At 56.2% G+C, this 25,089-nt stretch carries 29 protein-coding genes, 1 tRNA gene and 1 pseudogene; 26 read left to right on the top strand and 5 right to left on the bottom strand.

Annotated features, from left to right (window positions below; genetic code table 11):
• Positions 1-40 precede the first annotated feature (40 nt).
• The 17 genes and pseudogenes from hisD to HY868_00915 all read left to right on the top strand — a co-directional run bounded on the left by hisD (position 41) and on the right by HY868_00915 (position 13,716).
• Positions 41-1,366 carry a histidinol dehydrogenase gene (gene hisD / locus HY868_00995; protein ID MBI5300683.1) on the top strand — a complete coding sequence of 442 codons (1,326 nt, stop codon included), beginning with the start codon at positions 41-43 and terminating at the stop codon, positions 1,364-1,366.
• A 58-nt stretch (positions 1,367-1,424) separates the two neighbouring features.
• A complete protein-coding gene (locus tag HY868_00990; GenBank protein MBI5300682.1) occupies positions 1,425-2,225 on the top strand; it encodes a carbon-nitrogen hydrolase family protein in 801 nt (266 codons plus the stop codon).
• Positions 2,226-2,265: 40 nt separating this feature from the next.
• Positions 2,266-3,426 carry a histidinol-phosphate transaminase gene (gene hisC / locus HY868_00985; protein ID MBI5300681.1) on the top strand — a complete coding sequence of 387 codons (1,161 nt, stop codon included), beginning with the start codon at positions 2,266-2,268 and terminating at the stop codon, positions 3,424-3,426.
• A 99-nt stretch (positions 3,427-3,525) separates the two neighbouring features.
• Positions 3,526-4,167, top strand: coding sequence for a histidine phosphatase family protein (locus tag HY868_00980; GenBank protein MBI5300680.1), 642 nt, complete (start codon positions 3,526-3,528; stop codon positions 4,165-4,167).
• Complete coding sequence (gene hisB, locus HY868_00975) at positions 4,157-4,750, top strand: imidazoleglycerol-phosphate dehydratase HisB (protein MBI5300679.1); 594 nt, start codon at positions 4,157-4,159, stop codon at positions 4,748-4,750. The genes HY868_00980 and hisB overlap by 11 nt, the downstream gene beginning before the upstream one ends.
• Positions 4,751-4,829: 79 nt before the next feature.
• On the top strand, positions 4,830-5,444 hold the full coding sequence (hisH, locus tag HY868_00970; protein MBI5300678.1) for an imidazole glycerol phosphate synthase subunit HisH: 615 nt from the start codon (positions 4,830-4,832) through the stop codon (positions 5,442-5,444).
• Between the two features lie 20 nt (positions 5,445-5,464).
• The gene (gene hisA, locus HY868_00965) at positions 5,465-6,196 is read left to right on the top strand and encodes a 1-(5-phosphoribosyl)-5-[(5-phosphoribosylamino)methylideneamino]imidazole-4-carboxamide isomerase (GenBank protein ID MBI5300677.1); all 732 of its coding nucleotides are present in this window, start codon (positions 5,465-5,467) and stop codon (positions 6,194-6,196) included.
• A 32-nt stretch (positions 6,197-6,228) separates the two neighbouring features.
• Entirely contained in the window at positions 6,229-6,690 is a 462-nt protein-coding gene (locus tag HY868_00960) for a four helix bundle protein (GenBank protein ID MBI5300676.1), read from the top strand.
• Between the two features lie 162 nt (positions 6,691-6,852).
• Positions 6,853-7,644: an imidazole glycerol phosphate synthase subunit HisF gene (gene hisF / locus HY868_00955; GenBank protein ID MBI5300675.1), complete on the top strand. Its 792-nt coding sequence runs from the start codon at positions 6,853-6,855 to the stop codon at positions 7,642-7,644.
• Positions 7,645-7,741: 97 nt separating this feature from the next.
• Positions 7,742-8,061: pseudogene (locus HY868_00950) on the top strand (GxxExxY protein).
• A gap of 57 nt (positions 8,062-8,118) precedes the next feature.
• Complete coding sequence (hisI, locus tag HY868_00945; protein ID MBI5300674.1) at positions 8,119-8,466, top strand: phosphoribosyl-AMP cyclohydrolase; 348 nt, start codon at positions 8,119-8,121, stop codon at positions 8,464-8,466.
• A gap of 76 nt (positions 8,467-8,542) precedes the next feature.
• Positions 8,543-8,833 (top strand): phosphoribosyl-ATP diphosphatase, encoded by a 291-nt coding sequence (hisE, locus tag HY868_00940; protein ID MBI5300673.1) that lies wholly within the window; start codon positions 8,543-8,545, stop codon positions 8,831-8,833.
• 227 nt (positions 8,834-9,060) lie between these two features.
• A complete protein-coding gene (gene lysW, locus HY868_00935) occupies positions 9,061-9,225 on the top strand; it encodes a lysine biosynthesis protein LysW (protein MBI5300672.1) in 165 nt (54 codons plus the stop codon).
• Between the two features lie 73 nt (positions 9,226-9,298).
• Entirely contained in the window at positions 9,299-10,162 is an 864-nt protein-coding gene (gene lysX / locus HY868_00930; GenBank protein MBI5300671.1) for a lysine biosynthesis protein LysX, read from the top strand.
• Positions 10,163-10,245: 83 nt separating this feature from the next.
• The gene (gene lysS, locus HY868_00925) at positions 10,246-11,412 is read left to right on the top strand and encodes a homocitrate synthase (GenBank protein ID MBI5300670.1); all 1,167 of its coding nucleotides are present in this window, start codon (positions 10,246-10,248) and stop codon (positions 11,410-11,412) included.
• 55 nt (positions 11,413-11,467) lie between these two features.
• Positions 11,468-12,787, top strand: a complete 1,320-nt coding sequence (locus HY868_00920) for a 3-isopropylmalate dehydratase large subunit (GenBank protein ID MBI5300669.1) — start codon at positions 11,468-11,470, stop codon at positions 12,785-12,787.
• A gap of 2 nt (positions 12,788-12,789) precedes the next feature.
• On the top strand, positions 12,790-13,716 hold the full coding sequence (locus tag HY868_00915) for a hypothetical protein (protein MBI5300668.1): 927 nt from the start codon (positions 12,790-12,792) through the stop codon (positions 13,714-13,716).
• Positions 13,717-13,740: 24 nt separating this feature from the next.
• Here the strand turns inward: HY868_00915 and HY868_00910 are convergent, their stop codons facing one another.
• The gene (locus tag HY868_00910) at positions 13,741-14,244 is read right to left on the bottom strand and encodes a hypothetical protein (GenBank protein MBI5300667.1); all 504 of its coding nucleotides are present in this window, start codon (positions 14,242-14,244) and stop codon (positions 13,741-13,743) included.
• Between the two features lie 65 nt (positions 14,245-14,309).
• Here HY868_00910 and HY868_00905 point away from each other — a divergent pair, with 65 nt between their 5' ends.
• The 9 genes from HY868_00905 (at position 14,310) to HY868_00865 (ending at position 22,152) form a co-directional block, all read left to right on the top strand.
• Positions 14,310-14,939 (top strand): O-methyltransferase, encoded by a 630-nt coding sequence (locus tag HY868_00905; GenBank protein MBI5300666.1) that lies wholly within the window; start codon positions 14,310-14,312, stop codon positions 14,937-14,939.
• Between the two features lie 60 nt (positions 14,940-14,999).
• Positions 15,000-16,418, top strand: a complete 1,419-nt coding sequence (locus HY868_00900) for a ribosomal protein L7/L12 (protein ID MBI5300665.1) — start codon at positions 15,000-15,002, stop codon at positions 16,416-16,418.
• Positions 16,419-16,477: 59 nt separating this feature from the next.
• Positions 16,478-17,512 carry an adenosine deaminase gene (gene add / locus HY868_00895; protein MBI5300664.1) on the top strand — a complete coding sequence of 345 codons (1,035 nt, stop codon included), beginning with the start codon at positions 16,478-16,480 and terminating at the stop codon, positions 17,510-17,512.
• Positions 17,509-18,288, top strand: a complete 780-nt coding sequence (locus tag HY868_00890) for a class I SAM-dependent methyltransferase (GenBank protein MBI5300663.1) — start codon at positions 17,509-17,511, stop codon at positions 18,286-18,288. The genes add and HY868_00890 overlap by 4 nt, the downstream gene beginning before the upstream one ends.
• Before the next feature lie 85 nt (positions 18,289-18,373).
• Positions 18,374-18,883, top strand: coding sequence for an NUDIX hydrolase (locus tag HY868_00885; GenBank protein ID MBI5300662.1), 510 nt, complete (start codon positions 18,374-18,376; stop codon positions 18,881-18,883).
• 2 nt (positions 18,884-18,885) lie between these two features.
• The gene (locus HY868_00880) at positions 18,886-19,416 is read left to right on the top strand and encodes a 3-isopropylmalate dehydratase (GenBank protein ID MBI5300661.1); all 531 of its coding nucleotides are present in this window, start codon (positions 18,886-18,888) and stop codon (positions 19,414-19,416) included.
• Between the two features lie 93 nt (positions 19,417-19,509).
• Positions 19,510-20,619: an isocitrate/isopropylmalate dehydrogenase family protein gene (locus tag HY868_00875; GenBank protein MBI5300660.1), complete on the top strand. Its 1,110-nt coding sequence runs from the start codon at positions 19,510-19,512 to the stop codon at positions 20,617-20,619.
• Positions 20,620-20,680: 61 nt separating this feature from the next.
• Complete coding sequence (locus HY868_00870; GenBank protein MBI5300659.1) at positions 20,681-21,427, top strand: hypothetical protein; 747 nt, start codon at positions 20,681-20,683, stop codon at positions 21,425-21,427.
• A gap of 20 nt (positions 21,428-21,447) precedes the next feature.
• Positions 21,448-22,152 carry a hypothetical protein gene (locus HY868_00865; GenBank protein MBI5300658.1) on the top strand — a complete coding sequence of 235 codons (705 nt, stop codon included), beginning with the start codon at positions 21,448-21,450 and terminating at the stop codon, positions 22,150-22,152.
• Positions 22,153-22,243: 91 nt separating this feature from the next.
• Here HY868_00865 and HY868_00860 read toward each other — a convergent pair.
• From HY868_00860 to HY868_00845, 4 genes are all read right to left on the bottom strand, one after another.
• Positions 22,244-22,319: transfer RNA gene (locus tag HY868_00860), tRNA-Trp, on the bottom strand.
• A 52-nt stretch (positions 22,320-22,371) separates the two neighbouring features.
• On the bottom strand, positions 22,372-22,581 hold the full coding sequence (locus HY868_00855) for a hypothetical protein (GenBank protein MBI5300657.1): 210 nt from the start codon (positions 22,579-22,581) through the stop codon (positions 22,372-22,374).
• Positions 22,562-24,562 (bottom strand): ferrous iron transport protein B, encoded by a 2,001-nt coding sequence (feoB, locus tag HY868_00850; GenBank protein MBI5300656.1) that lies wholly within the window; start codon positions 24,560-24,562, stop codon positions 22,562-22,564. The genes HY868_00855 and feoB overlap by 20 nt, the downstream gene beginning before the upstream one ends.
• 2 nt (positions 24,563-24,564) lie before the next feature.
• A complete protein-coding gene (locus HY868_00845; GenBank protein MBI5300655.1) occupies positions 24,565-25,086 on the bottom strand; it encodes a hypothetical protein in 522 nt (173 codons plus the stop codon).
• Positions 25,087-25,089: the final 3 nt, after the last annotated feature.

Genomic DNA, 25,089 nt, shown 5'->3' with positions numbered 1-25,089 from the left:
TGTTATTCGCAATTCGCAATTTGCAACTCGGAAATCGAAAATGGAAATTCCCATCATCATAAGCGCACAAGCCGGACGCGAAAAAATTCTCAAGAATCGTGGATACGCGGAAAAAGAATATCCGCCGCCACTACTCGAACGTTTGCAAAAAACATTTGGCGAGCCACTGACGCCGGAGCAGGGTGTCGCGCGCATTCTCGCCGATATTCGCGCGCGCGGCGATGCGGCGGTGCGCGATTGGACGCGCACATTCGACCGCGTCGAACTCGCCAACATCGCGGTTACCCAAGACGAAATTGACGCGGCATACGCGGAAACGCCCATCGCGGTGCGCGAAGCGATGGAACTCGCGGCGGCGCGTATTCGCGCGTTCCACGAAAAGCACAAACCGAAATCGTGGTTGGAATGGAACGGCGAAGGCGCGTTGGGTCAACGCATCATCCCGCTCGCGCGCGTTGGTATTTACGTCCCAGGTGGGACCGCGCCGCTTCCATCGTCGCTGTTAATGTCCACGATTCCCGCGCTAGTCGCCGGCGTGCGCGAGGTCGCGGTCGCCACGCCGCCCAGAATCGCGCCGGTGATTCTCGCGGCGGCGAAGGTCGCGGGCGTGTCGCGCGTGTACTCGATGGGCGGCGCGCAAGCCATCGCCGCGTTCGCGTTCGGCACCGAGTCAGTTGCAGGCGTGGACAAGATTGTCGGCGCGGGCGGATTGTTCACGACGCTCGCCAAGCGTCAAGTGTTCGGCGCTGTCGGCATTGATGGTTTGTACGGTCCGACCGAGACTTTGCTCATCGCGGACGATTCCGCGAATCCCGCGTGGGTCGCGTCCGATTTGCTCGCGCAAGCCGAGCACGATGTACTCGCGACATCAATCCTAATTACCACTTCCCAATTACTCGCCAACCAAGTGGTTGCGGAAATCGAAAAGCAACTTGTCTCTCTTTCCCGCCGCGACATCATCGCGAAATCGCTGGCAGGGCAGGGCGCGATTATCGTCATCGCCAATTTGGACGAGGCGATGGACCTGGGCAACGCGTTTGCGCCGGAGCACATGTGCTTGCTCGTGCGCGAACCGTGGAACTGGGTCGGCAAGGTGGAGAATGCGGGCGGCGTGTTTGTGGGCGAGTGGACGAACGAGGCGCTCGGCGATTACGTGATTGGTCCGAGTCACGTGATGCCGACGGCGGGCACGGCGCGATTTTCGTCGCCGTTGAACGTGAATGATTTTGTGAAAATTACGAGCGTATTCAGCGTGAGCGCGCGCGAGGCGCACGAGTTGGGCGAACGCGCGGCGATTCTTGCGGAGACGGAAGGATTGACTGGGCACGCGAGCGCGATAAGAAGACGGATGACCGAGGACGAATGACGGAGGACGGACGAGCGACGGAGGACGAAGGACGGAAGCAAGTGATAGGAGAAGCTGAATGAACCTCACTGCGGTGGTGGCGCAATTTCTGGTTTCATTTTCGATTCAACAAAACCTGATATCTATTCAGAATGTTCTCAAAGAGACGCAGCCAGGAGAATTAGTGATTTTTCCTGAAGGGTCTGTTTCTGGTTACTCTGATGACTTGGCTTTTCTTGACGAGATTGACCTGTGCGAATTAGAAACAGCTTTAGACCATCTCAAAACAGAAGCGCGTTGCCGAAAAATTTCCTTGTGGGTAGGAGCGTGCTATCAGAAGGATGGTCATTGGTTCAACGCGGCTTGGGGGTTTAATCCTGATGGGCAAAGCTATGTGTATCACAAAATTAACTTGGCAACACATGAACGTGGCACGTTCACAGCAGGAACAGATTTACCTGTATTCAAAATAAATATGCCAAATGGTGTGGTTACACTTGGCGTTCAGCTCTGTCGTGAACTACGGTTTCCTGAACAGTGGGGATGGTTAGCACGAAATGGAGCGCAAGTTATTCTTCATCTCAACAATGCAATTGGCAAGTTGCACGAGCGGACTATTTGGCAAAGTCATCTTGTCAGTCGAGCAGCGGAAACACAAAGGTTTGTGATTAGCGCGAACAACGTTGCTTCTGAACAGACAAGCCCCACAGTTGCCATCGCGCCGAATGGTCAAGTGCTGAGCGAGTTACCATCCGACCAGCCGACATTTATGCGCGTCAATCTTGATTTATCGCAGGTTTCCAATTGGTATCTCAATCAATGCAGAACAGACATTGTTGAAATCTGCGCTACCCGAAGAATGACGAATGCCAATCTTTGATTACGAAAACGCTACTGCGAAGAATTGGGGTAAATGGCGAATGCAAAAACTTTCGTCCTTCGTCCTCCGTCCTCCGTCGCATTTGAGGTTACACATGCCACCACTTGATCCCGAAGAATTTCTGCGCCAAGACCTGCTTGGCTTTCCGCCGTACACCATGGCGCCCGTCACGACCGACGATTTTGCTCGCATCATCAAACTCGATGCGAACGAGAACGCGTTCGGTCCATCGCCGCGCACCGTCGCCGCGCTCGCCGATTTTCGTCACTGGCATCGGTACGCGACCCAGGATGAATTGCTTCCCGCGCTCGCGCGTTACGTCGGCGTGGACGCGTCGCAACTCGTTGTCGGCAACGGCGGCGATGAATTGATTGATTGGATCGAGTGCGCATTCCTCGCACCGGGCGATACTATCGTCAACTGTCCGCCGACGTTCGAGATGTACTCGCATTACGCGCACATCATCGGCGCGCGCGTGATGGATGTTCCGCGTCGCGCGGATTTTTCGATTGATGTAGATGCGGTTGAAAGGGTAATCAGCCCCCTCCCTAACCCTCCCCCGTCAAAGACGGGGGAGGGAAGGGTGGGGGTGAAATTACTCTTCCTCACCAACCCCAACAATCCTACCGGCACGCCGATGCCACGCGCGGACATTGAGCGATTGCTCGCGTTGCCGGTGATGATTCTGCTTGATGAAGCGTACGCCGAGTTCGGCGGCGAGACGATGGTCGCGCGCGTGCCAACACAGCCAAACCTCATCATCCTGCGCACGTTCAGCAAGTGGGCGGGACTCGCGGGCTTGCGTGTCGGCTATTGCGTCGCACATCCGCGCATCGCCGATCAACTGCGCCGCATCAAATCGCCGTACAATGTGAACGCCGCCGCGATTGTTGCCGCGCGCGCCTCGCTCGACGATGTGGACTACCTGCGTGCGAATATCGAACGCATCATCGCCGAGCGCGAACGTTTGACGATTGCACTCGCATCGCTCGGATTTCTCCAACCGGTTCCGAGCAAAACGAATTTCATCTTGTGCCGCGTTGTCGGGCGCGATTCACTTGTGTTGCGCGATGCGCTTGCTTCGCGCGGCATCCTGATTCGCGCGTACAAGTCCGGCATGTTGCGCGAGTACATTCGCATCACGGTTGGAACGCCGGAGGAGGACGAGCGGCTGATCCAGGATTTGAAGGAACTCACGTGAATTTTGGATTTGGAATTCTGCAGTCGTAAATCGGCAATCGAAAATCGAGAATCAAAAATCAAAAATCAAAAATCAGAAATCAGAAATCAGGAATCAGAAATGCAAAAGCTCTATCTCATCAAACACTCGATGCCCGAACTCAATCTCGCCGTGCCTGCGCCCGAATGGCATCTCGGCGAACTGGGTCGCGGACGATGTAAATTGCTCGCGCAAAAACTCGCCGCGTATCCGCTGGATGTGATCGTGAGTAGTGTCGAGCCAAAAGCCATCGAGACCGCGCGGATTGTCGCGACGCGATTGGGTAAGCCGCACGAAATCGGCGTGGGCTTGCACGAGCACGACCGGCGCAACGTGCCGTTTATGCCGACCGCCGAACTTGAAGCGCGCGTTGCGGAATTTTTCGCCAAGCCAAACGAGTTGGTGCTCGGCAACGAAACGGCGAACGCGGCGCACGCACGATTTGCCGACGCGATTGAACGCGTGATTGAAAAACATCCGCAGAAAAATATCGCGGTCGTCGCGCACGGCACGGTCATCTCACTTTTCGTCGCGCGCACGAACCCGATGCCGTTCGAGTTTTGGAAACGGCTGGGTTTGCCGTCTATCGTCGTGATGTCACCCGTCCCTAACCCGCTCCTTGACAAGGGGCGGGAAATGATTGAGACACTCCCTTCCCTTGCCAAGGGGAGGGCTGGGGTGGGGTCATGGACAGTAGAAGAGGTGATCGAAAATGTCGAATGATCGAACTGCGACCGTCACGCGCAAAACGAAAGAGACCGATATTGCCATCACGTTGAATCTCGATGGCACGGGCAACGCGGACATTGCGACCGGCGTGCCAATGCTCGATCACCTTCTCGCGCACGTCGCGGTGCACGGCTTGTTCGATTTGCAAGTGCGCGCGACCGGCGATTTGCAAATTGACGCGCATCACACGACCGAGGACATCGCAATTGTGCTGGGCGATGCGCTCGCGCGCGCGCTCGGTGACAAGCGCGGCATCGTGCGGATGGGTCACGCGTACGTACCGATGGACGAAGCGCTCGCGTTCGTCGCGATTGATCTGAGCGGGCGCGCGTACGCCGTGATGGACGCCGAGTTTGCGACGCCGATGATCGGCGCATTGCCAACGAGTTTGATCGCGCATTTTCTCGAATCGCTTGCGACGAACGCGCGGATGAATTTGCATGCGAAAGTTTTGTACGGACGTGACGATCACCACAAAGCCGAAGCACTGTTCAAAGCACTCGGTCGCGCGCTCGCGATGGCGGCAGCGTTCGATGCGCGGCGCGTTGGCATTGCCTCGACAAAAGGGGTTTTATAGGACGCGGATAAACGCGGACGAACGCGGAAAAATTATCTGCGTTTGTCTGCGCTCGTCCGCGTCACAAAAGGGTTTTTCAATGATTGCGATTATTGATTATGGTATGGGGAATCTTCGGAGCGCGTTGCGCGGGATCGAAAAGGTCGGCGGCGCGGCGCGTATCGTCCAGTCGCCGCGTGAGATGATCGGCGCGCGCGCGATTGTGCTTCCCGGCGACGGCGCGTTCGGTCAAGCGATGATCAACTTGCGCGACGCGGGCTGGATTGCGCCGTTGAAACAAGCGTGCGCGGACGGCGTGCCGTTCCTGGGAATTTGTGTCGGAATGCAATTGTTGTTCGAGACGAGCGAAGAGATGGGACAGCACGAAGGGTTAGGAATTTTCGGCGGCGCGGTGAAACGGTTTCCGAACGGTCTCAAGATTCCGCAGATGGGTTGGAATCAATTGCAAATTCGTCAATCCAATCCGTTGTTGCGCGATGTGCCCGATGGCGGATACACCTATTTCGTTCACTCGTACTATTGCGCGCCGAGCGATCCCAGCATCACGCTTGCGACAACCGATTACAGAGTTGATTTCGCCTCCATCGTCGGACGCGGCAACGTGTGGGGCACGCAGTTTCATCCGGAGAAAAGCCAGACCGTTGGGCTAAAGATTCTGGAAAACTTTGTGGGAATCGTGAATCGTGATGTGTGATGCATAGTGAGTGAGAAGGAATGATCATTTTTCCAGCGATTGATTTGCGAAATGGTCGCGTCGTGCGATTGCAGCAAGGACGCGCGGAGGCGGAAACAAAATACAGCGATGACCCAGCATCGGTTGCCGTGCGTTGGCAAGACGAAGGCGCGCACTGGTTGCACGTTGTCAATCTCGACGGCGCGTTCGGCGAACACACCGGCGCGAACCTGCGCGCGCTCGAAAAAATTCTCGCAACGGTGGAAATTCCGGTGCAGTTCGGTGGCGGACTGCGCGACCTTGCAAGCATTCAAGCGGCGTTCGATCGGGGTGTGTCGCGCGTTGTGATCGGTACAGCGGCAATCGAGAATCCCGCGCTCGTGTCGGAGATTCTGAATCGCTTTGGCTCAGAAACGATTGCCGTTGGCATTGACGCGCGCGATGGTATGGTCGCGACGCGCGGCTGGGTCGAAAAATCGAAAGTCAGCGCGATTGAGTTGGCGCGCGAGATGCGCGAACGCGGCATCGAACGCATTATCTACACCGACATCGCGCGCGATGGAATGTTGCAAGGCGTGAACGCGGAGGCAACCGCGCAACTCGCGCGCGCATGCGGGCTGGCGGTCATCGCATCAGGCGGCGTGGCGAGCGTGCGCGATGTCGAATCGTTGCGCGCATTCCCGGAAATCGAAGGCGTGATTATTGGGCAGGCGCTGTACACGGGCGCGGTGTCGTTGAACCAGGTGCTCGAAATAGTGAACAGTGCGCAGTGAACAGTGAACAGTAAATAGCGAAGGAGCAAAAGATGAGCGGTTTGCCGCATGCGCAAAATTATTGTGAGTTGGTGGTGTATCAAAAGGCGCGGGCGTTGCAAAAAGAAATCTTTTTGTTGTCGCGAGTATTTCCGAGGGATGACCAGTTTTCGTTGGTTGATCAGATTCGACGTTCTTCGCGTTCGATTGGCGCAAACCTCGCCGAAGCGTGGGGCATGCGGCGATACGAGAAGCATTTTGCGAGCAAACTGACTGATGCCGATGGCGAACAGTACGAGACGCAACATTGGATCGGCACTGCCGTGGACTGTGAATATCTGAGCCGTGAGAAAGCGAATCCGTACATGGAAAAATGCGAAGAGATTGGACGCTTGCTTGGTGGAACGATGGATAAGGCGGATCTCTTCTGTGGCGAATTGCCGAAAACTCTGTGCGAGTCCGCCACCGATTATTTTGCTGGTTCAAGTGCAATACCTTCGCCAATCAAAAACTGAATGCAAAATCGTGGGGCAATTTTCCAAAATTGCCAAACAGAATCCGCGTTTGGCGAAGGTGTTGAAGTGACGACTCAGTTGAATGACAACTGTTTACTGTTCACTGCACACAATGCTGAATACTGAATACTGAATACTGAATACTGAATACCGGAAGTGACTATGCTAGCCAAAAGAATTATCCCTTGCCTTGACGTTAAAGACGGGCGTGTCGTCAAAGGCGTGAACTTTGTGCAATTGCGCGATGCCGGCGATCCGGTCGAGCAAGCGCGAATTTACGACGCCGCTGGCGCAGACGAACTTACGTTCCTCGACATCACCGCGTCGCACGAACGGCGCGATATTTTGCTCGATGTCGTGCGCGCGGTCGCCGACCAGGTGTTCATTCCGTTCGCGGTTGGCGGCGGTGTACGCACGGTCGAAGATTTCCGCGCGATTCTGCTTGCGGGCGTGGACAAGGTCGCGGTGAACACCGCGGCAGTCGAGAATCCATCGGTGATTACTGAAGCGGCAGAGCGATTCGGGTCGCAGTGTGTCGTCGTGGCGATTGATGCAAAAAGACGAAGGACGGAGGACGGAGGACGGACGACATCAACCTCCCCACTGTCTTGGCAAGTTTTCACGCACGGTGGTCGCACGCCGACTGGCATTGACGCGATTGAATGGGCGCGTGAAATGGAGCGGCGCGGCGCGGGCGAAATCTTGCTGACGAGCATGGATCGCGATGGCACGAAAGATGGATACGACCTCGAACTGACGCGCGCGATTGCGGACACGGTTTCGATTCCGGTGATCGCGTCCGGCGGCGCGGGGCGTATCGAACATTTTGCCGATGGCATCATCAAAGGTCACGCGGACGCGGTGCTCGCGGCGAGTCTGTTTCATTTTGGCGAGCTGACGATTGGTCAGGTGAAGGATTATCTTGCGTCACGGGGAGTGCCGGTAAGAAGGTAAAACCACAGATTACACAGATTTCACAGATTGGGAAAGGGGAATCATCGTGGCAGAGTTTTTGTATCAAGACCTAACTCATTCGATCATCGGCGCGGCAATGGAGGTACATCGGATTTTAGGCTCCGGATTCTTGGAATCTGTTTACGAAGAGGCATTCGCCCACGAATTGAGATTGCGTGGAATCTCGCACGAGCGTCAAGCGCGAATGTTGGTTCGTTATAAAGAGATCACCGCCGGTGAATTTCATCCGGACTTGTCGTAGATGGCAAAGTAATCGTCGAATTGAAAGCGATCAAATCGCTAACGCAAATTGATAAAGCCCAACTGTTGAACTATCTCAAAGGGACAGGTCATCGGGTTGGTCCGTTGCTGAATTTTGGGAGCGCCTCTTTGGAATACAAGCGTCGAATTCTCTAACGAAAAAATCTGTGAAATCTGTGAAATCTGTGGTATTGATTCAAATGGAGTGTGGGTATGAGCGACGAAATCAATTGGGACGCGAACGGGTTGGTGCCCGCCATCGTGCAAGACATCCAGACCAAGCAAGTGCTGATGCTCGCGTACATGAATGCCGCGTCGTTGGCGCAAACGCTCACAACCGGCAACGCGACGTTTTGGAGTCGGCGGCGTAAATCATTGTGGCTGAAAGGCGAAACGTCCGGCAACATCCAACGCGTGCGCGAAATCAAGTACGACTGCGACGGCGACGCGATTCTCCTGCTCGTTGACCCGGCGGGTCCGGCGTGTCACACCGGCGAGGTGAGTTGTTTTTATCGAAGTCTGGGGACGGTCGAAAGGATGAAGGCACGCTTCGCGGGATGAAGGATGAATTCATCGAGATAAGAGTTCTTTTCATCCTTCATCCCTCATCCTTCATCCTTTGAGAGGCAGATCAATTATGAGTGATGTGCTTGACGCACTGTACGCCACAATCGAATCGCGCAAGACGAACGCGCCGGCGGGATCGTACACCGCGCAATTATTCGCGACGGGCGAAAATGAAATCGTCAAGAAAATCGGCGAGGAAGCGATTGAGGTGATCGTCGCGGCGAAAGGACAGGGTGATGAACGAATCGTTTCCGAGGTGGCTGACTTGATGTACCACACCTTTGTCTTGCTCGCGTCGCGCGGAATCGCGTGGCGCGCGGTCGAGGACGAACTCGCGCGACGACACCAGCCGCGTGAATGAGAATTTTAAGGTCAAGAGGTTGACACTGCGCGGCGATAGTGTTATATTCGGCGCAAACCTTTTGCGAAATCAGAGTGAATGGAACCTAGTCCACGTCGGGGACGGCGGCTGATGTCGTCCCACCGATGTGATTTTTAGATCAGCTCACGCACGCCGCTTGCGCATCTCACCGTCTTGGATGAGAAGCATGGCGCGCGTTTTTATTTAACTATTTTTGAGGAGGAACCATGACTGCGAACTGCCCAGAGTGCGAAGCCGAAATCACGCTCGACAAACCGTTGCGCGGCGAAATCATCGTCTGCCCGGATTGCGGCGCGGAACTCGAAGTGACGAGCGAGAACCCGCTCGCGCTCGACCTCGCGCCGGAAGAAGAAGAAGATTGGGGAGAATAAATTCCTATTTCGCTTATTTCCATCTGTGAGGGAATTGAGGGAAATGAAGGAAATGTAGGAATTTGGAGTAATGATGAAACTAGCCATTCTTTATTCCCGCGCGCGCGCGGAAGAAAAATTATTGTTCGATGCGCTCGACGCGCGCGGCATTGCGTATGACCGCATTGACGACCGCGATGTGGTGTTCGACCTGGACGATCCCGGCAAATGGCGCGAGTACGCGGTGGTGCTCGAACGTTGCGTCAATCACTCGCGCGCATTGAACGCGCTGATGATTCTGAATAATTGGGGCATCCCGACGATCAACTCCGAGCATACCGCGCGGGTGTGCGGCGACAAACTCGTTACCTCTGCCGCGCTCGTGCGCGATGGTGTGCCGACGACGCGCGTCAAAGTCGCGTTCACGCCGGAATCTGCGATTCGCGCGATTGAAGAGTTCGGTTATCCGGTCGTACTCAAGCCCGCCGTCGGTTCGTGGGGACGATTGCTTTCCAAGGTCAACGACCGCGAAGCCGCCGAGGCGATTCTCGAACACAAGGAAACGCTTGGCTCGTACCACCACTCGATTTTCTACATTCAAGAGTACATCAAAAAGCCGGGGCGCGACATTCGCGCGTTCGTGGTCGGCGATGAAACGATTGCCGCGATTTATCGCAACTCGGAGCACTGGATCACGAACACCGCGCGCGGCGGTCAAGCGGCGAATTGTCCGGTGACGCCGGAACTGAACAAGATTTGTGTCGGCGCGGCGAAGGCGGTCGGCGGGGGCATTGTCGGCGTGGATTTGCTCGAAGACCCGGAGCGTGGTTTGCTCGTGAACGAAGTCAATTACACCATCGAATTTCGAAACAGCAGCGCGCCGACCGGCGTGAGCATTCCCGACCGCATTCTCGATTACGTGCTCGCGGTTGCGCGCGGCGAAATCAAAGTAATTTAGGATTTCTGATTTCTGATTAATGACTTTCTCTCCCAGGTTTTGAAATCATAAATCAGAAATCTTAAATCTGAAATGGAGCAAGGATGTCACTAGAATCTTTTAATATCATCGAGTCCACCTTGCGCGAGGGCGAACAGTTTGTCGGCGCGAATTTCACGACCGAGGATAAACTGAAAATCGCGGACGCGCTGGACGAATTCGGCGTCGAGTACATCGAACTCACGTCGCCCGCGGCATCGCCCCAAAGCATGGAGGATGCCAAGTTGATCGCGCGGCGCGGACTAAAATCCAAAGTCCTCACGCACGTGCGCTGCCACATTGACGATGCGAAACTCGCGCTCGATACCGGCGTGCAAGGGATTGACCTGGTGATCGGCACCTCGTCGTATCTGCGCCAGTTCAGTCACGGCATGGCGATGCAACAAGTGATTGATCGCGCGGTCGAAGTGCTCGCGTGGTTGCGCGCCCAAGCGCCGAATCTCGAATTGCGCTTCAGCACCGAAGATTCGTTTCGCAGCGAAGAATCCGATTTGTTCCGCGTCTATCTCGCGGTGGATCAGGTCGGCGTGGATCGGTTCGGCATCGCGGATACGGTCGGCATCGCGACGCCGATGCGCGTGTATCAACTCGTTTCCGGTTTGCGGCGACTCGTCAAAGCGGGCATCGAGTTTCACGGGCACAACGATTCCGGTTGCGCGATTGCGAACGCGATGACCGCGCTCGAAGCCGGCGCGACGCACATTGATACGAGCGTCCTGGGTATCGGCGAGCGCAACGGCATCGCGCCGCTCGGCGGATTTATCGCGCGGATGTATGCGAACAATCGCGACATCGTCAAGAAAAAATACAAACTGAAAAAACTCCGCAAGATTGACGAGATGATCGCCAAGATGGTCGGCATCGGTATTCCGTTCAACAATTACATCACCGGCGTGACCGCGTTCACCCACAAAGCTGGCATCCACGCGAAAGCGATTCTGAATCAGCCGGAGACGTACGAGATTTTGAATCCCAAGGATTTCGGTCTCACGCGTTACATCAGCATCGCCCACAAGTTGACCGGTTGGAACGCGATCAAGGATCGCGCCGAGCAGTTGGGCGTGACGCTGAGCGACGATCAAATCAAAGAAGTGACCGCACACGTCAAGGCGCTCGCCGATGAAAAGCGCTTGGACTTGACCGATGTGGACGAGTTGTTGATGCGTTGGGCGGACGGCGCGGGGGTGACGGTCGAGACAGCGGGAAAATGAGCGAATAGCGAATGGCGAATGGCAAATGGGAAACGGATAAGTGAGCAAATGAAAAATGGGTAAGACGTTTGCGGAAAAGGCGCTCGCGCGCGCGGCGGGATTGCGCGAGGTTGTCGCCGGACAAATCGTGGACGCGGTGCCGGATGTAGTGTTGTCGCACGATAACACCGCGGCAATCTGGAAGATTTTTCGCGCGCTCGGCGTAGAGCGCGTGAAATATCCGGAGCGTCTCGCGATCACGCTTGACCACGCGGTTCCCGCACCGACAACGGTGCACGCGACGAATCACGCGGACGCGCGCAAGTTTGTCGAAGAACAAGGCGTCGCGAATTTCTTTGAGGTTGGACGCGGCATCTGTCACCAGGTCTTGAGCGAAGAGGCGATCATTTTACCGGGACAACTCATTCTCGGGGCGGACTCGCACACGACGCACTATGGTTGGATGGGCGCGTTCGGCGCGGGCGTGGGTCGCAGCGAAGTCGCGGCGATCTGGGCGACAGGCGAGTTGTGGTTGCGCGTGCCCGAGTCTATGAAAATTGTCATCGTCGGCGAACTGCCGCGCGGTGTCACGTCGAAGGATTTGTGTTTACGTATCATCGGCGACCTGGGTGCGGATGGCGGACTGTACGCCTCGGTCGAGCTTCACGGCAGCACGATTTCGAACATGTCGCTCGAATCGCGCATGGTGATTCCAAACATGATGGCGGAGTTTGGAGTCAAGAACGCGTGGCTCGCGCCGGATGACGCGGTGTTTGAGTGGCTTGCACAGCGAAGGGCAAATGGCAGGTGGCAAATAGCAAATGGCGGGCAGGGAACATCTGCCATTAGCCATTGGCGATCTACTATTCGCGATGGTGCGCTTTATCCTGATGAAAACGCGAACTATACAGCAATGTATCACTATGATGCCGCGACACTTGAGCCGTTCGTCGCGTGTCCGCATCGCGTTGACAATGTGAAATCGTTGTCGCAGGTGCGCGGGACGCGGGTGAATCAGGCGTTCATCGGCACATGCACGAATGGGCGCATCGAAGACCTCGCGGCGGCGGCGGAGATTTTGCGCGGCAAGAAAATCGCGCGCGGTACGCGCTTGCTCGTCATTCCGGCATCGTCCCAGGTTTTGAGCGAGGCGTTGACGCGCGGCTATATTCAAACATTCGTGGATGCGGGCGGCGTGATCGGCACGCCAGGATGCGGACCGTGCATGGGCAATCACATGGGCATTCCCGCGCCGGGCGAAGTGACGATCTCGACCGCGAACCGGAATTTTCGCGGACGGATGGGCACGCGCGATTCGGAAATCTATCTCGCGAGTCCGGCGGTCGTTGCCGCGAGCGCGGTGGCGGGCGTGATTGCGGATCCGCGCGAGGTGTGATTTTGTTCGACTACAATTTCATTCCTCTCTCCAAAGCCGACGCGCAGGGTGTCGCGTACACCATCGGTCACGCGATCATTTGGAATCCGCAAGCGATTCGGTTGGAGTTGATCGTCTCGCGTGAAACGATGGCGCATGATTTTTTCGCCAACACGTTTGCGCCGTACTACCAAACCGTCGAGCCGTGGAAAAAACTTGCGCCGCATCCGGGAACGAGCGTGCGCGAAATGATTGCCATGTGTCCAGGCGGCGTCGCGTATTTCAATGCTGGCGAATCCGGCGTGATGATCAATCCGCTTGTTGAAAACGGACGCTTGCTGACCAAGCCGGCAGGAATCAGAGTGCTTGGGCAAAAAGAATGGGAACCGCTCGACGGCGCATTCACTTTTTTCCTGCAACACGCGAACGGATGCGCCGAGATTCGTGATTTGCGAATTGTCCTGAATCAAATCCACGCGGATGATGATCGCCACATCTATGCCGGCACCAATGGTTTTTCGGTTCCGTATATTTTGAAGCAAGGTCAGCGCGCGCCGCTGAAAAATCCGCCGCCGGGTCGGACCGCGATGAGCGGAGAAACGTTGTACACGCTCGGCGCGCCCGCTGCCTTGTGCGCCATTGGCTTGATGCCGGATGGACGCGTTGTTTGGGTGGGGCTGATTGGCGATGTGACGAATCCGGCGGACTGGGACAGAAGCGGAACCGAAGACGACCTGGTTCGCTATCTTCTCGACCTGGGTGTGACCAATGCGTTGTTTGCTGGCGCGAGCGGCGACGTGCAGTACTATGACGCGCCATCGCAAACGCTGTGCGTTGCCGCCGAACGACCCAAAAGCGCGGACAAATGTTGGGTGCTCAAGCCAGGTCAATCCGAACGCGGGTTGGCGTGTATCGTCAAACTTGTCACCGCGAATGTGGGCGCGGGGTGAACGCAAACCCGCACGCGATTTGAGTTACGGCACAGTCAACTCTCCGATCTGTTTCTCGTTGACCCAGATGGTGTACTTGCCCGGCGATAAATTTTTCAGCGGCACGCTCGCACTGAATGGCGCAATCATCTGCACGCAAATTGCCGACGGGTCAGCCAGCGAATACACGCTGACGTGAATTTCATTCTTTGCGTTGGGCGGCGAAACCTGGACTCGCAATTGATGGCAAGGTGTCGGCAGCGAGCCGGTAAGTTCGAGAAAGAGTAGCGGCGGAAAGCTTGCTGTTGATAGCAAGCGGCTCGTGTCCAGAAAAACATTGCCGCGTTGCAGTTTATCATCGCCTGGTTTGGGATCGAACGAGGGCGTGGCGGCAGGTGTATTCGCCGCGCGCGTCGGTACGATGATCGGCGCGTTCGCGGTTGGGTCAATCGGCTGACGTGTGGGTGTAGGAACAATGGTCGCGCAAGCGGTTAACGCGATGGTCAGACCGAGGAACAGAAAACTAGATGAAAGCAAGATGTGATTCATTTCATCCTCCTATTTCAAAAGACGCTCGAATATTCTCTCACGTTCCAGTGGATTGTCAATAGATGATGGACAAACAACTCGCGGCGCTCTTGCGCGAACTCGAAATTTTCGGCGAGGCGAACGACGCGCAGACGACCGATCGCACGCGACGAATGTTGAACATCACGCCGGACACCGGCGAATTTTTATTGTTGCTCGTTCGCGCGCTGCAAGTGAAACGCGCGCTCGAAATCGGTACGTCGAATGGCTACTCGACATTGTGGCTCGCGCACGCCGTCGAGCCGTTCGATGGGCGCGTGACGACGCTCGAACAATCCGCGTTCAAGATCGAGATGGCGCGCGCGAATTTCGAACGCGCCGGACTTGCCGCGCGCATTGACCTGCGCGTCGGCGATGCCAGCGGTTTTTTGCGACAAACTGTGGATGTGTTCGATTTGATTTTCTTGGATTCATCACGCAGACAGTACGTCGGCTGGTGGCGCGATCTGCAACGCATCCTCGCGCCCGGCGGATTGCTCGTCGCAGACAACGCCGTGTCGCACGCGAGTGAGCTGGCGGATTTCGTGCGCCTTGTGCGCGCAACGCCGGGCTATCTCATTTCGCTTGTGCCAGTCGGCAATGGCGAGTTTCTCGCGTTGAAAGAAGCGGGGCGAACGATGTCGGATAAAACAATCGCGCAAAAGGCGTCGCCATGATTTCGATTGACGACGATTGGTCGGCGATGCGTTTCAAGGTCGTCTGATGGAGGATGACACGTGTCCCAAGCATTCAACTGCCCCAAGTGCGGCGCACCGCTCGATTACGATGGCGGACCTGATCTAACGATCACGTGCGCGCACTGCAAAAATTCGGTAATTGTGCCGGAAGAATTGCGCGTCGGACCGCCATCGGCGTCGTCGGGTTTTTCCGATCTCGCGCAGTTGGCGGCGCAATCGTCGCGACTGGGCGAGATGGCGGACATGGTTCGCGCCGGCAAAAAGATTGAGGCGATCAAAATTTATCGCGAGGTGTTTGGCGTTGGATTGAAAGAAGCGAAAGATGCGGTCGAGGCGCTCGCGGCGGGCAAGCCAGTCCAGGTTGGCGGCGCGACGGTCGTGACGACGCGTTTCGATGCGACGCCGCAAGTAGTCGTCAAATCCGGTCGCAACCTGGGTTGTATTATCGCGGCGATTGTGACCGCGATTGTCGCGCTCGTCATCGTTCCTGCTTTGATCGTACCGGCAGGAATGTTCATCGCGCTCAATCCGTTTGCGCCTACACCGACGCGCACCGTAACGCCCACGCGAACGGCGACCGCGACGCCGATTCCTACCGCGACGCGGGTGCCAACCACGACGCCGACTCCGGCGTTTATGAACCTCGCGCTCAAATTCGGCGGCAGTGGTTCGGGACCTGGGTTGTTCACCGACGCGCGCAGTATCGCCGTGGACGGCGAGGGCAACATCTACGTTGGTGAGTACACCGGCGGACGCATCCAGGTTTTCGATTCCGCCGGGAAGTTTTCGACGCAATGGACGGTGGACGCGCAAGCGCCGTTGCGTTGGCTCGCGTCCGATCGCAAGGGGACGGTTTACATCGCGCAGAAAGGCATCCTCGCGAAATTTGAAGGCGCGACCGGCAAATCACTTGGGCAAGTACAATTCCCGGATAATCGTTTCGATCAGGTGATCACTCTGCCGGATGGTGGATTGCTTGCACTGTGGTTTGAAGCGCGCACCGGTCTTTTCACTTCCGTCCAGGGTGTGCGCGATGATCTCGTGCGCTTTGATCGCGAGGGGAAGGTCGTCAAAACAATCCCAGGTTTCATCAGCAGTTTGACGAATCGTCCAGAGTTTGACGCCAAACTTACCGTGGATGGCGCAGGCAATATTTTCGCCTTGGCGAGTTCGACGATTTTCAAATTCACGCCCGACGGCAAGTACGAAAATAAATTCGGCAGTCGCGGCAACGAGCCGGGACAATTCCGTTCGCCGCAAGCGATCGCGATTGACAATCAAAGCCGCATCTACGTCGCGGATAGTAATGCCGTTCTCGTGTTCGCGCTGGACGGTCGCTATCTCGACACATTCCGCGTCGAAGGTGGCTCGCCATCGGGGATGGTGTTCAACGACAAGAACGAATTGTTCGTCGTCGCGCGCACCCAGGTTTTCAAGTACGTTTTGAGCAAGCCGTGAGTTGGAGGATAGTTCCAATCTCTAATCTCTAATTTCCAACTTCCAATTTCCAAACATCCATGTCACTTGAATCGTACATCCGCGCAATGCCCAAGGTGGAATTGCACGTTCATCTCGAAGGCGCGATTCGCCCGGCGACACTGCTTAAACTGGCGAAACGCCATCGCGTTTCCTTGCCCGCCCAGGATGTCGCCGGTCTGCATCGCTGGTACACGTTCGTTGACTTTCCGCATTTTGTCGAAGTCTATACCATAATTGCCACTTGCTTGCGGGTGTCAGATGACATCGAACTTGTCGCGTGCGAATTCTTGCAAGGGCAAGCGGCGCAAAACATTCGCCACAGCGAAGTGACATACACCGCGTTGACGCAATTTCGGCGCAATGGTATTTCGTTTCGCGATCAATTGGAGGCGATCAACCGCGCGCGCCGTTGGGCGGAGCGGGAACTTGGCGTAACGATGTCGCTTGTCCTCGACATCCCGCGTGAGGTTTCGGCGAACGATGGGTTGTTGGTCGCCGATTGGGCGATCAGCGCGATGAGCGACGGCGTTGTTGCATTTGGATTAGGCGGGCTGGAAACCGGCAACCCGCCCGCGAAATTTCGCGACGTGTTTGATCGCGCGCGGGTAGCCGGACTTGCGAGCGTTCCGCATGCCGGCGAAATCAGCGGACCTGAGAGTATTTGGGGCGCGCTGCGCGATTTGCACGCGCAACGCATCGGACACGGCGTGCGATGCGTTGAAGATCCAGCACTGGTCGCGCATCTGCGCGAGACCCAGGTTCCGCTCGAAGTGTGTCCGACGAGCAATGTCTGCCTCAACGTCGTGCCGAGTTTTGCCGAGCATCCGTTCCCGCGTTTGATTGCGCAAGGATTGTACGTCACGCTCAACTCGGACGACCCGCCGATGTTCAACACGACGCTCACCGACGAGTACCTCAAGGTTGCCCAGTATTTTCATTTTGACGCCGATCAGTTGGAGCGATTATCGCTGAACGCGTTGCGCGCCTCATTGTTGCCGGCAAACCAACGTGCGGCGATGGACGCGTCATTCAAACAAGAGTTTGCGCGTTTGCGCGCGGAGCATTTGCCTTGACAAGTTTGAGTGATTCTGGTTATGTACGCGATCAATATCGCGCGAGCAACAATCTGACGACACGCGCCGCGTTACACGAACGTTTTGGCACTGCACCGCGCAAGTGGTTCGATTGGTATTTCGATCATCTCGATTTGCCGGCGCGCGCGCGTGTGCTCGAAGTCGGTTGCGGCACCGGCGCGCTCTGGCGCGAGAATGACACGCGCATTCCACCGTCGTGGCAAATCACGCTGTCCGATTTTTCGCCGGGCATGATTGAGACGACGCGCGTCGCTGTGCCGCGCGCGCGATTCGCGGTGACTGACGCGCAATCGGTTGCGTTCGAATGGGGCGTGTTCGATGCGGTGCTCGCGAATCACATGCTGTACCATGTGCCTGACGTGCCGCGCGCGCTCGCCGAATTCAAACGCGTGTTGCGACCACAGGGCAAACTGTTCGCGGCGACGAATGGTCAAACACATTTGCGCGAATTGCGCGCGTTGATTGGCGAGATCGCTGGCATTGAACAACCATTCCTTGAAATGCAATTCAACTTGGAAAATGGCGCGGCGTATCTCGCACACTATTTTGCGAACGTGCAACGTTTCGATTATGACGACGCGCTCGTCGTGACCGAGGTTGAGCCGCTGGTCGCGTATGCGATGTCGGGTGTGTTGAGTTCCCAGGTCCATCAAGCAAATGGCGAAGAAAAATTGCGCCGGATTATAACTGACCGCATCGCGCGTGACGGCGCGTTCGTGATTACCAAGTCGGTGGGGATGTTCGTCTGCGCGTGATGCTTTGACGATAGCGCGGGCTTGTGGCATAATGCGCGCCGTGAACAATCCTCCATGCGAATCGCGTATCACGCGCCGCGGCGCAATGGCAGTCGTGCTTTCGGGCGATTGCAAACAGGTGTTGCTGTTGCGCCGCGAGATTTTTTTCTTGTGGGATTTGCCCGGCGGCGGCATCGAGAAAAACGAAGACCCGGCAGAGGCAGCGGTGCGCGAGACTTCCGAGGAAGTCGGGTACGACATCGTGGCGGAGAAATTCGTCGGGTGTTATTTGCATCAATCCGTCTATGGGCGCGGCGACCAACTGACGTATGCTTTTCGCGGACGCGTCGTTGGCGGCAATGCCAAGCATTTTGGTCTAGAAGTCACCGGCTTGAAATGGTGCGATGTGACGCGCTTGCCGCGCACGCTCGAACCGCTGCATCGTCAGATCATCGCGGACACGTTGGCGGATGGCGTTCCCGTCGAGCGGCGGATTGATTTCGCGTTGTGGAAACTTTATCCGGCGCGCGTCGTGTTTTTTATTTTGCGATTTGTGAACGAAGCGATCAGGTTGGTGATGAAAACCAACCACCGCCAGAAACATACCAGAGGTTAGCGATGCAACTACGCGGTCGAGTTTGGAAGTACGGCGATGATGTGAACACGGACGTGATTTTTCCGGGCAAGTACACGTACACCATCACCGATCCCAAAGAGCAAGCGAAACACGCGCTCGAAGATTTGGATCCCACCTTTGTAGCGAATGTCCAGCCCGGCGACATTATCGTCGGCGGAAAAAACTGGGGCAACGGTTCGTCGCGCGAGCAAGCCGCGACGTGTTTGAAATACGCGGGCGTCACCGCGATCATCGCGAAATCGTTTGCGCGCATTCACTTTCGCAACTTGGTGAACAACGGCGTCGTGCCGATTGTGTGCGCGCCGGCGGCGGACGCGATTGCGAACGGCGAAACCATCGCGATTGATCTCGACGCGCACACGATTCACTGCGCGGCGGGCGCGTTCGACTTTCCCGCGCTCTCGCCCTCGCTGTTTACGATCATCGAGACGGGTGGATTGATTCAGATGTTACGCAAGAAACTGGGCACGGAACATTTGCCGATGCCGGAAATAAAATCGGGAGGAGACTGATTGGAAATTTATGATTTTCGATTGATGATTTCTGATTTGTAGCCGATCAGGTATCGTAATCCAAAATCATAAATCATAAATCAGAAATCAAAAATGTACAAGATTGCTTGGATGCCTGGCGACGGGATCGGAAATGATGTGATGGACGCGGCGAAGGTTGTGCTCGACGCGATCAAACTGGACGCGGAGTACATTCACGCCGACATTGGCTGGGAATTTTGGTGCAACGAGGGTGAAGCGCTTCCACAACGCACGATTGATATTTTGAAATCGTCGCACTGTTTGCTCTTTGGCGCGATCACCTCGAAACCCAAAGAAGAAGCCGAAGCCGAACTCGCGCCGAATCTACGCGGTAAGGGACTCGTGTACCGCAGTCCCATCGTGCGGCTGCGCCAGATGTTTGATCTCTACACCAATCTGCGCCCGTGCAAAGCGTATCACGGCAACCCACTCAACTATCGCGACGACATTGACCTGGTTGTGTTCCGCGAAAACACCGAAGGGCTGTACGTCGGCGTTGAGTTTTACCCGTTGCCCGACGACGTGCGCCGCGCGCTTGAAGCATCGCCCGGGATGCGCGCGTTCAAGGATGTTGCATCTGAAGACATTGCGTTCTCCGCGCGCATTATCACGCGGCGTGGTTCCGAGCGCATCGTCCGCGCCGCGTTTGAGTACGCGCAACAGCATGGCTATCCAAACGTGACGCTCGTCGAAAAACCGAATGTGTTGCGTGAGACGAGCGGATTGATGACACGCGTCGCGCGCCAGGTTGCGAAGGATTTCCCCAAGATCGAATTGTGGGAAGCGAACGTGGACGCGATTATGATGTGGCTCGTCAAGAATCCGCAACAGTACGGCGTGATCGTGACGAGCAACATGTTCGGCGACATCGTGTCCGATCTGTGCGCGCAACTCGTCGGCGGGCTGGGTTTCGCGGCGAGTGGCAACATCGGCAACAAATTCGCCGTGTTCGAGCCAACGCACGGCTCCGCGCCAAAGTACGCCGGACAGAACAAGGTCAACCCGATCGCGACGTTTCTCGCGGCGATGTTGATGTTGGACTGGCTCGGCGAAAAAGAAAAAGCGACGCGACTCGAACACGCGATTGGCTTAGTCATCGCGGAGGGCAAGGTTCGCACGTACGATATGGGCGGCAAGAGTACGACGATGGAGATGGCGGAAGCAGTAGCCGGGAAATTGTAGGGGCAGACATATTTGTCTGCCCACAAGGAAATCCCTAGTTCTGTCCAGAGATGGTGTGACAATGTATGTAGAACATCCTCGGCTAACTCTGAGCTATGATGATTCACACAAAATCTGGCGCTACATGGATTTTGCCAAGTTCGTGAGTCTCATTAGCAGCAGAGCTTTGTATTTTTGCAGAGCTGACAAGTTCCATGACAAATGGGAGGGTGTTTTTCCAATCAAGATGATTCAAAAGTTTAATCTGGATGCGAAACAACCCCTCTTCATCAATGGACAAACCTATACCCATCTTGAGTGGCAAATGCAGATTGAAGCTCGATCACATTGGATAAATTGTTGGCATGCAAATGAGCACGAGTCTTTTGCGATGTGGAAAATTTACTCTGGAGATGACAGAGGGGCTATTGCAATTCAATCTACCGTGGGGCGACTAAAACGTAGCATTGACATCAATAGTGAACGAATATGGATCGGTGAAGTGGAGTATATAGATTTCAGAGAGTGGAAACCTGAAAATCGCTTTTTCAATGTGGACATGCCAAATACCCTAAAAGCTTTCTTCTTGAAATGGCACCACTTCAAATATGAAAATGAACTTCGAGCTATTATTAACAAGGCAGATAGCAAACTCCAGTCCCAGAGCGGAATCTTCGTGGATACTGACATAAATGAACTCATTGAACATGTTTATCTTTCCCCTGTCTGTGATCAGCATGATGAGAATCGAGTCAGAGATCTTCTGGACAAACACGACTGTTCGCTTCAAGTAAAGCGATCCGATCTTGGTGTGAACCTATACATGTAATGAATGGTATGATCTCAATCATGACAATAACCAACGAACAATTGATCACACTCGCCAAAGAATTGGTGGACGCGGCGGCGGAAAAGAAACTGACGCTGCGTGTGATCGCCGGCGTCGCCACTTTACTCACGTGTCCTAGCATCGAGACGCACACGGCATTGCAACGCGCCTACAAGGATTTGGATTTCGTCGCACCGCGCGATGAATTTGAAGCGCTCGCCGAGGTGTTGACGGCGCGCGGTTGCGTGACGCGCACGAAACAACCTGGCTCGTGGATTTTTGATCGCGATGGCGTCGAGATCGAGTTGTGCGACCCGGTTTTTCCTTTTGCCGATCTCACGCCGCGGCTTGATCTCGCATCGCCGACCGTGACATTCGCGGACCTGCTTCTCATCAAATTATCACGCGTCAACATGGAAGAAAAGGATGTTCAGGATATCGTCGCGCTGTTGCTCGATCATCGCGTCGGGCGCGGCGAGGGTGAAGACCAGGTTGACCGCGAGTACATCGCGAAACTTGCGGCGCACAACTGGGGCGTGTTCACGGCGGTGTACGACAACTCGGTTCTGCTGGAACAAACGCTCGACAAGTATCTCGACCCGGAGGAACAGCAACTCGTGTGGCGGCGCATCGAGTTACTGCAAGAGGATCTGGATCGCGCGCCAAAATCCTTTAGTTGGATGGCGAAGCAAATTCTGCGCCGACCGACCCAGGTTCCGCGATAAAAGAAAACCCGAAGAGTCTTCAAGACCTTTCGGGTTTTTGATTCGACAAAGAAAACGACCTGAAAGGTTTCAAATCCTCTCAGGTCTGCGTTGGCAGGGGCGACAGGAATTGAACCCGCAACCTACGGTTTTGGAGACCGTTGCTCTGCCAATTGAGCTACACCCCTTCGGCGGAATTATTCTAGCACAAATGGGACGAACACGCAAATTCGTTCGCGCCTAAGCCGCAAATTCATAGTGACAACGCGGACACATTACCAAGCCGCACTTTTTCGCGAGCGCGCACGTCGGGCATTGCGCCGCCTCGCTTGCCGTGAATTGTTTGCCGCAGAGTGGGCAGCGAATGGCAGATGGCGAATGGCGAATCGCCGGCGGAGGGTCGGTGGTCGGTGGTCGGCGGTCGGCGGTCTTAAACCAACGCGAGAACATAGCGCGCGATCCCTCCCACGAGAATCGCGAGGACAATGGTAAATGTTGATATGCCGATTGCCGCGCGCGCACCTAGCTCCTTGTTCAGCACCCCGACCGTCGCGATGCAAGGAATGTAGATCGTGTTGACGAGCGAATAGACGAACAACTGCGACGGCGTCATAAACGATAAAAAGTTGTCCGCGCCCGCGCCGTACTGGACCAGCGCGAGCGTGACTAGGAATTGCAGCGCAAGTTCCTTTCTCAGCACGGCGAAAAGCAATGCCAATCCCGCAATAGTCGGCAACCCTAGCCAGCCTTCGACGACCGGCGCGAGCGGCGCGCTGAACGCCCACAGCGTATCCGTTTCGTACAACGCGCCCATCGCGAAACTGCCTAGTAGCACGATCGGCAACGCTTCGAACAGAAACTCTTTGAAACGCCCCCAGGTTTTACGTACGATCACGCGCAAAGTCGGCACACGGAACGGAAACATCTCCATGACTAAATCGTCCGAGTTGCCCGGCAGCAGGCGATTCAGTCCGATGCCGACCGCGATGATCAGCGCGAACGCGCACACCAAAATCGCCGCGCCGTACTGCCAGCCCGCGAACAATGCCGCGCCGCCGGCGATCACCGCGATGCGCGCACTGCACGGTGTCAGCACCACGAGCGTGCTCGCGATGATGCGCTCGCGTCGCGTCGTCAGCACGCGCGTCCCCATGATCGCGGGCACGTTGCACCCCGCGCCGGCAAGCAACAGAATCACCGCGCGCCCATGCAAGCCGAGCCGCTTCATCAACGCGTCGAGCAAAAATGCGATTGAGTTCATGTAACCGCTGTCTTCCAAGATCGCGAGAAGCGTATAGAATGTCAGGACGTACGGAATGCCGATGCCGAGCGCGGCTTGAATGCCGGCGTCGAATCCCCACAGCGCAATGCGCGCAAACACGCTCTCGCCCAATACCCACGCGACGATGGTCTGGATCTGCGGCGAGACCCAGGTTCCCCAGAGCGACGCGAACTGTTCCGCGAGCGCGCCGCCGACCGCAAAGAGAAACGCGAACAGTCCGATCAACACGGCGATCAAGGTAGGGATACCCGTTGCCGGTTCGACCGACCAGCGCCACAGTTTGGTCGCGAGCGGTTCGCGATTCGATTTCCGGACTTGCGCGTCCCGCGCGATGGCGCTGGCGAGCGCGTGACGCGCGCGCGGCAGATGCAAGCTCAACGGTTCGCCGACGCGCGTTTCGATTTCGGCGGCGAGATGCCGCGCCCGCGCGAGAATCGCATCCCCGTCTGGCAATTGCTCGATTGCGCGGGTCAACGTCGAGTCTTGCTCAAACAGCAAAATCGCGAGCGCGCGCGGCGACAAATCGTTCGGCACTACGATGCCGGATTCGCGGATGACGCGCGCCAAGGCGTGGATCGCGGTTTCGATTTCGAGGTCGTACTCGGGTGGCGTCACGGGATCGCGCGGCAACGCGGTGACGGTCTCGATCAATTCGTGGACGCCTTGCCCGCGCGTCGCAATCGTCGGTACGACCGGCACGTGCAGGGCGTGCGCGAGTCGCGCCGTATCAATCTGAATTCCGACGCGCGCGGCTTCGTCAATCAAATTCACGGCGGCGACGAGAGGCAATCCCAGGTCGAGGTATTGCAAAATGAGATAGAGGTTGCGTTCGAGGTTCGTCGCGTCGGCGATTGCGACAATCGCGTCGGGGTGATTGTCGAGCACGCCTTGCCGCGCGACCCACTGGTCTTCGCTCATTGCGCCTAGCGCATAGGTGCCGGGCAAATCAATCACGCCGATGCGTTTGCCATCGCAATGCGTGGTGCCATAGTTCAGCGCAACAGTCTTGCCCGGATAATGCGCGGTCTCGACATTCGCGCCAGTTAAACGATTGAACAGGGATGACTTGCCAACGTTCGGATTGCCGGCAAGCGCAATTGTCAAATCGGTGTGTCCAAAATGCTGGGTGAGTGTGTGACAGGAAGCCATAGTTAATTTCTAGTCCGTGATTCGTAATTCGCGATTTGCGCGGCAAGGAATTGCGCGATCGCATTCATGTCAAAGGGCCAGACGTATTGAAAGGTGATTGACGGATGACGTTTCTGCGCGGCATCCATCGCTTGCGGAATTTCCTTTTCCGAGTGTTCACCGCCGCGGGTCATCATCGGCGTGAGGACGATCACGCGTTCCGCGCGCGCCGCGGCTTGATCGAACGCCGCGTCGAGCGTTGGCGCGCAGAATTCATTGAAGCCGACAATCACATCGCAGTTCATCACGCGCGCCAATTCGCGCGCGATAGCGTGCGAGCCAGCCCAGTACGGATCGTTCTGCGCGGTGCGCGTCCACGCGCGAATCTTCGCGTCGAGTTCCGCGAGACGCGCGCGCATGGTCGCGCGTTCGGGTTCGATGGCGAGTTCGATTCGGTTGTGCAAACCGAAAAATTCGCCCAGTTCGCGCTTGGGGAAATCGTGTGGCGGCGCGCCGTGCATTGCCAAGACGATAATCGTTTTCATTGC

It is taken from the genome of Chloroflexota bacterium (genome assembly GCA_016219275.1).
Taxonomy (GTDB): domain Bacteria; phylum Chloroflexota; class Anaerolineae; order UBA4142; family UBA4142; genus JACRBM01.
This window is presented reverse-complemented; position numbering and strand designations above follow the sequence as displayed.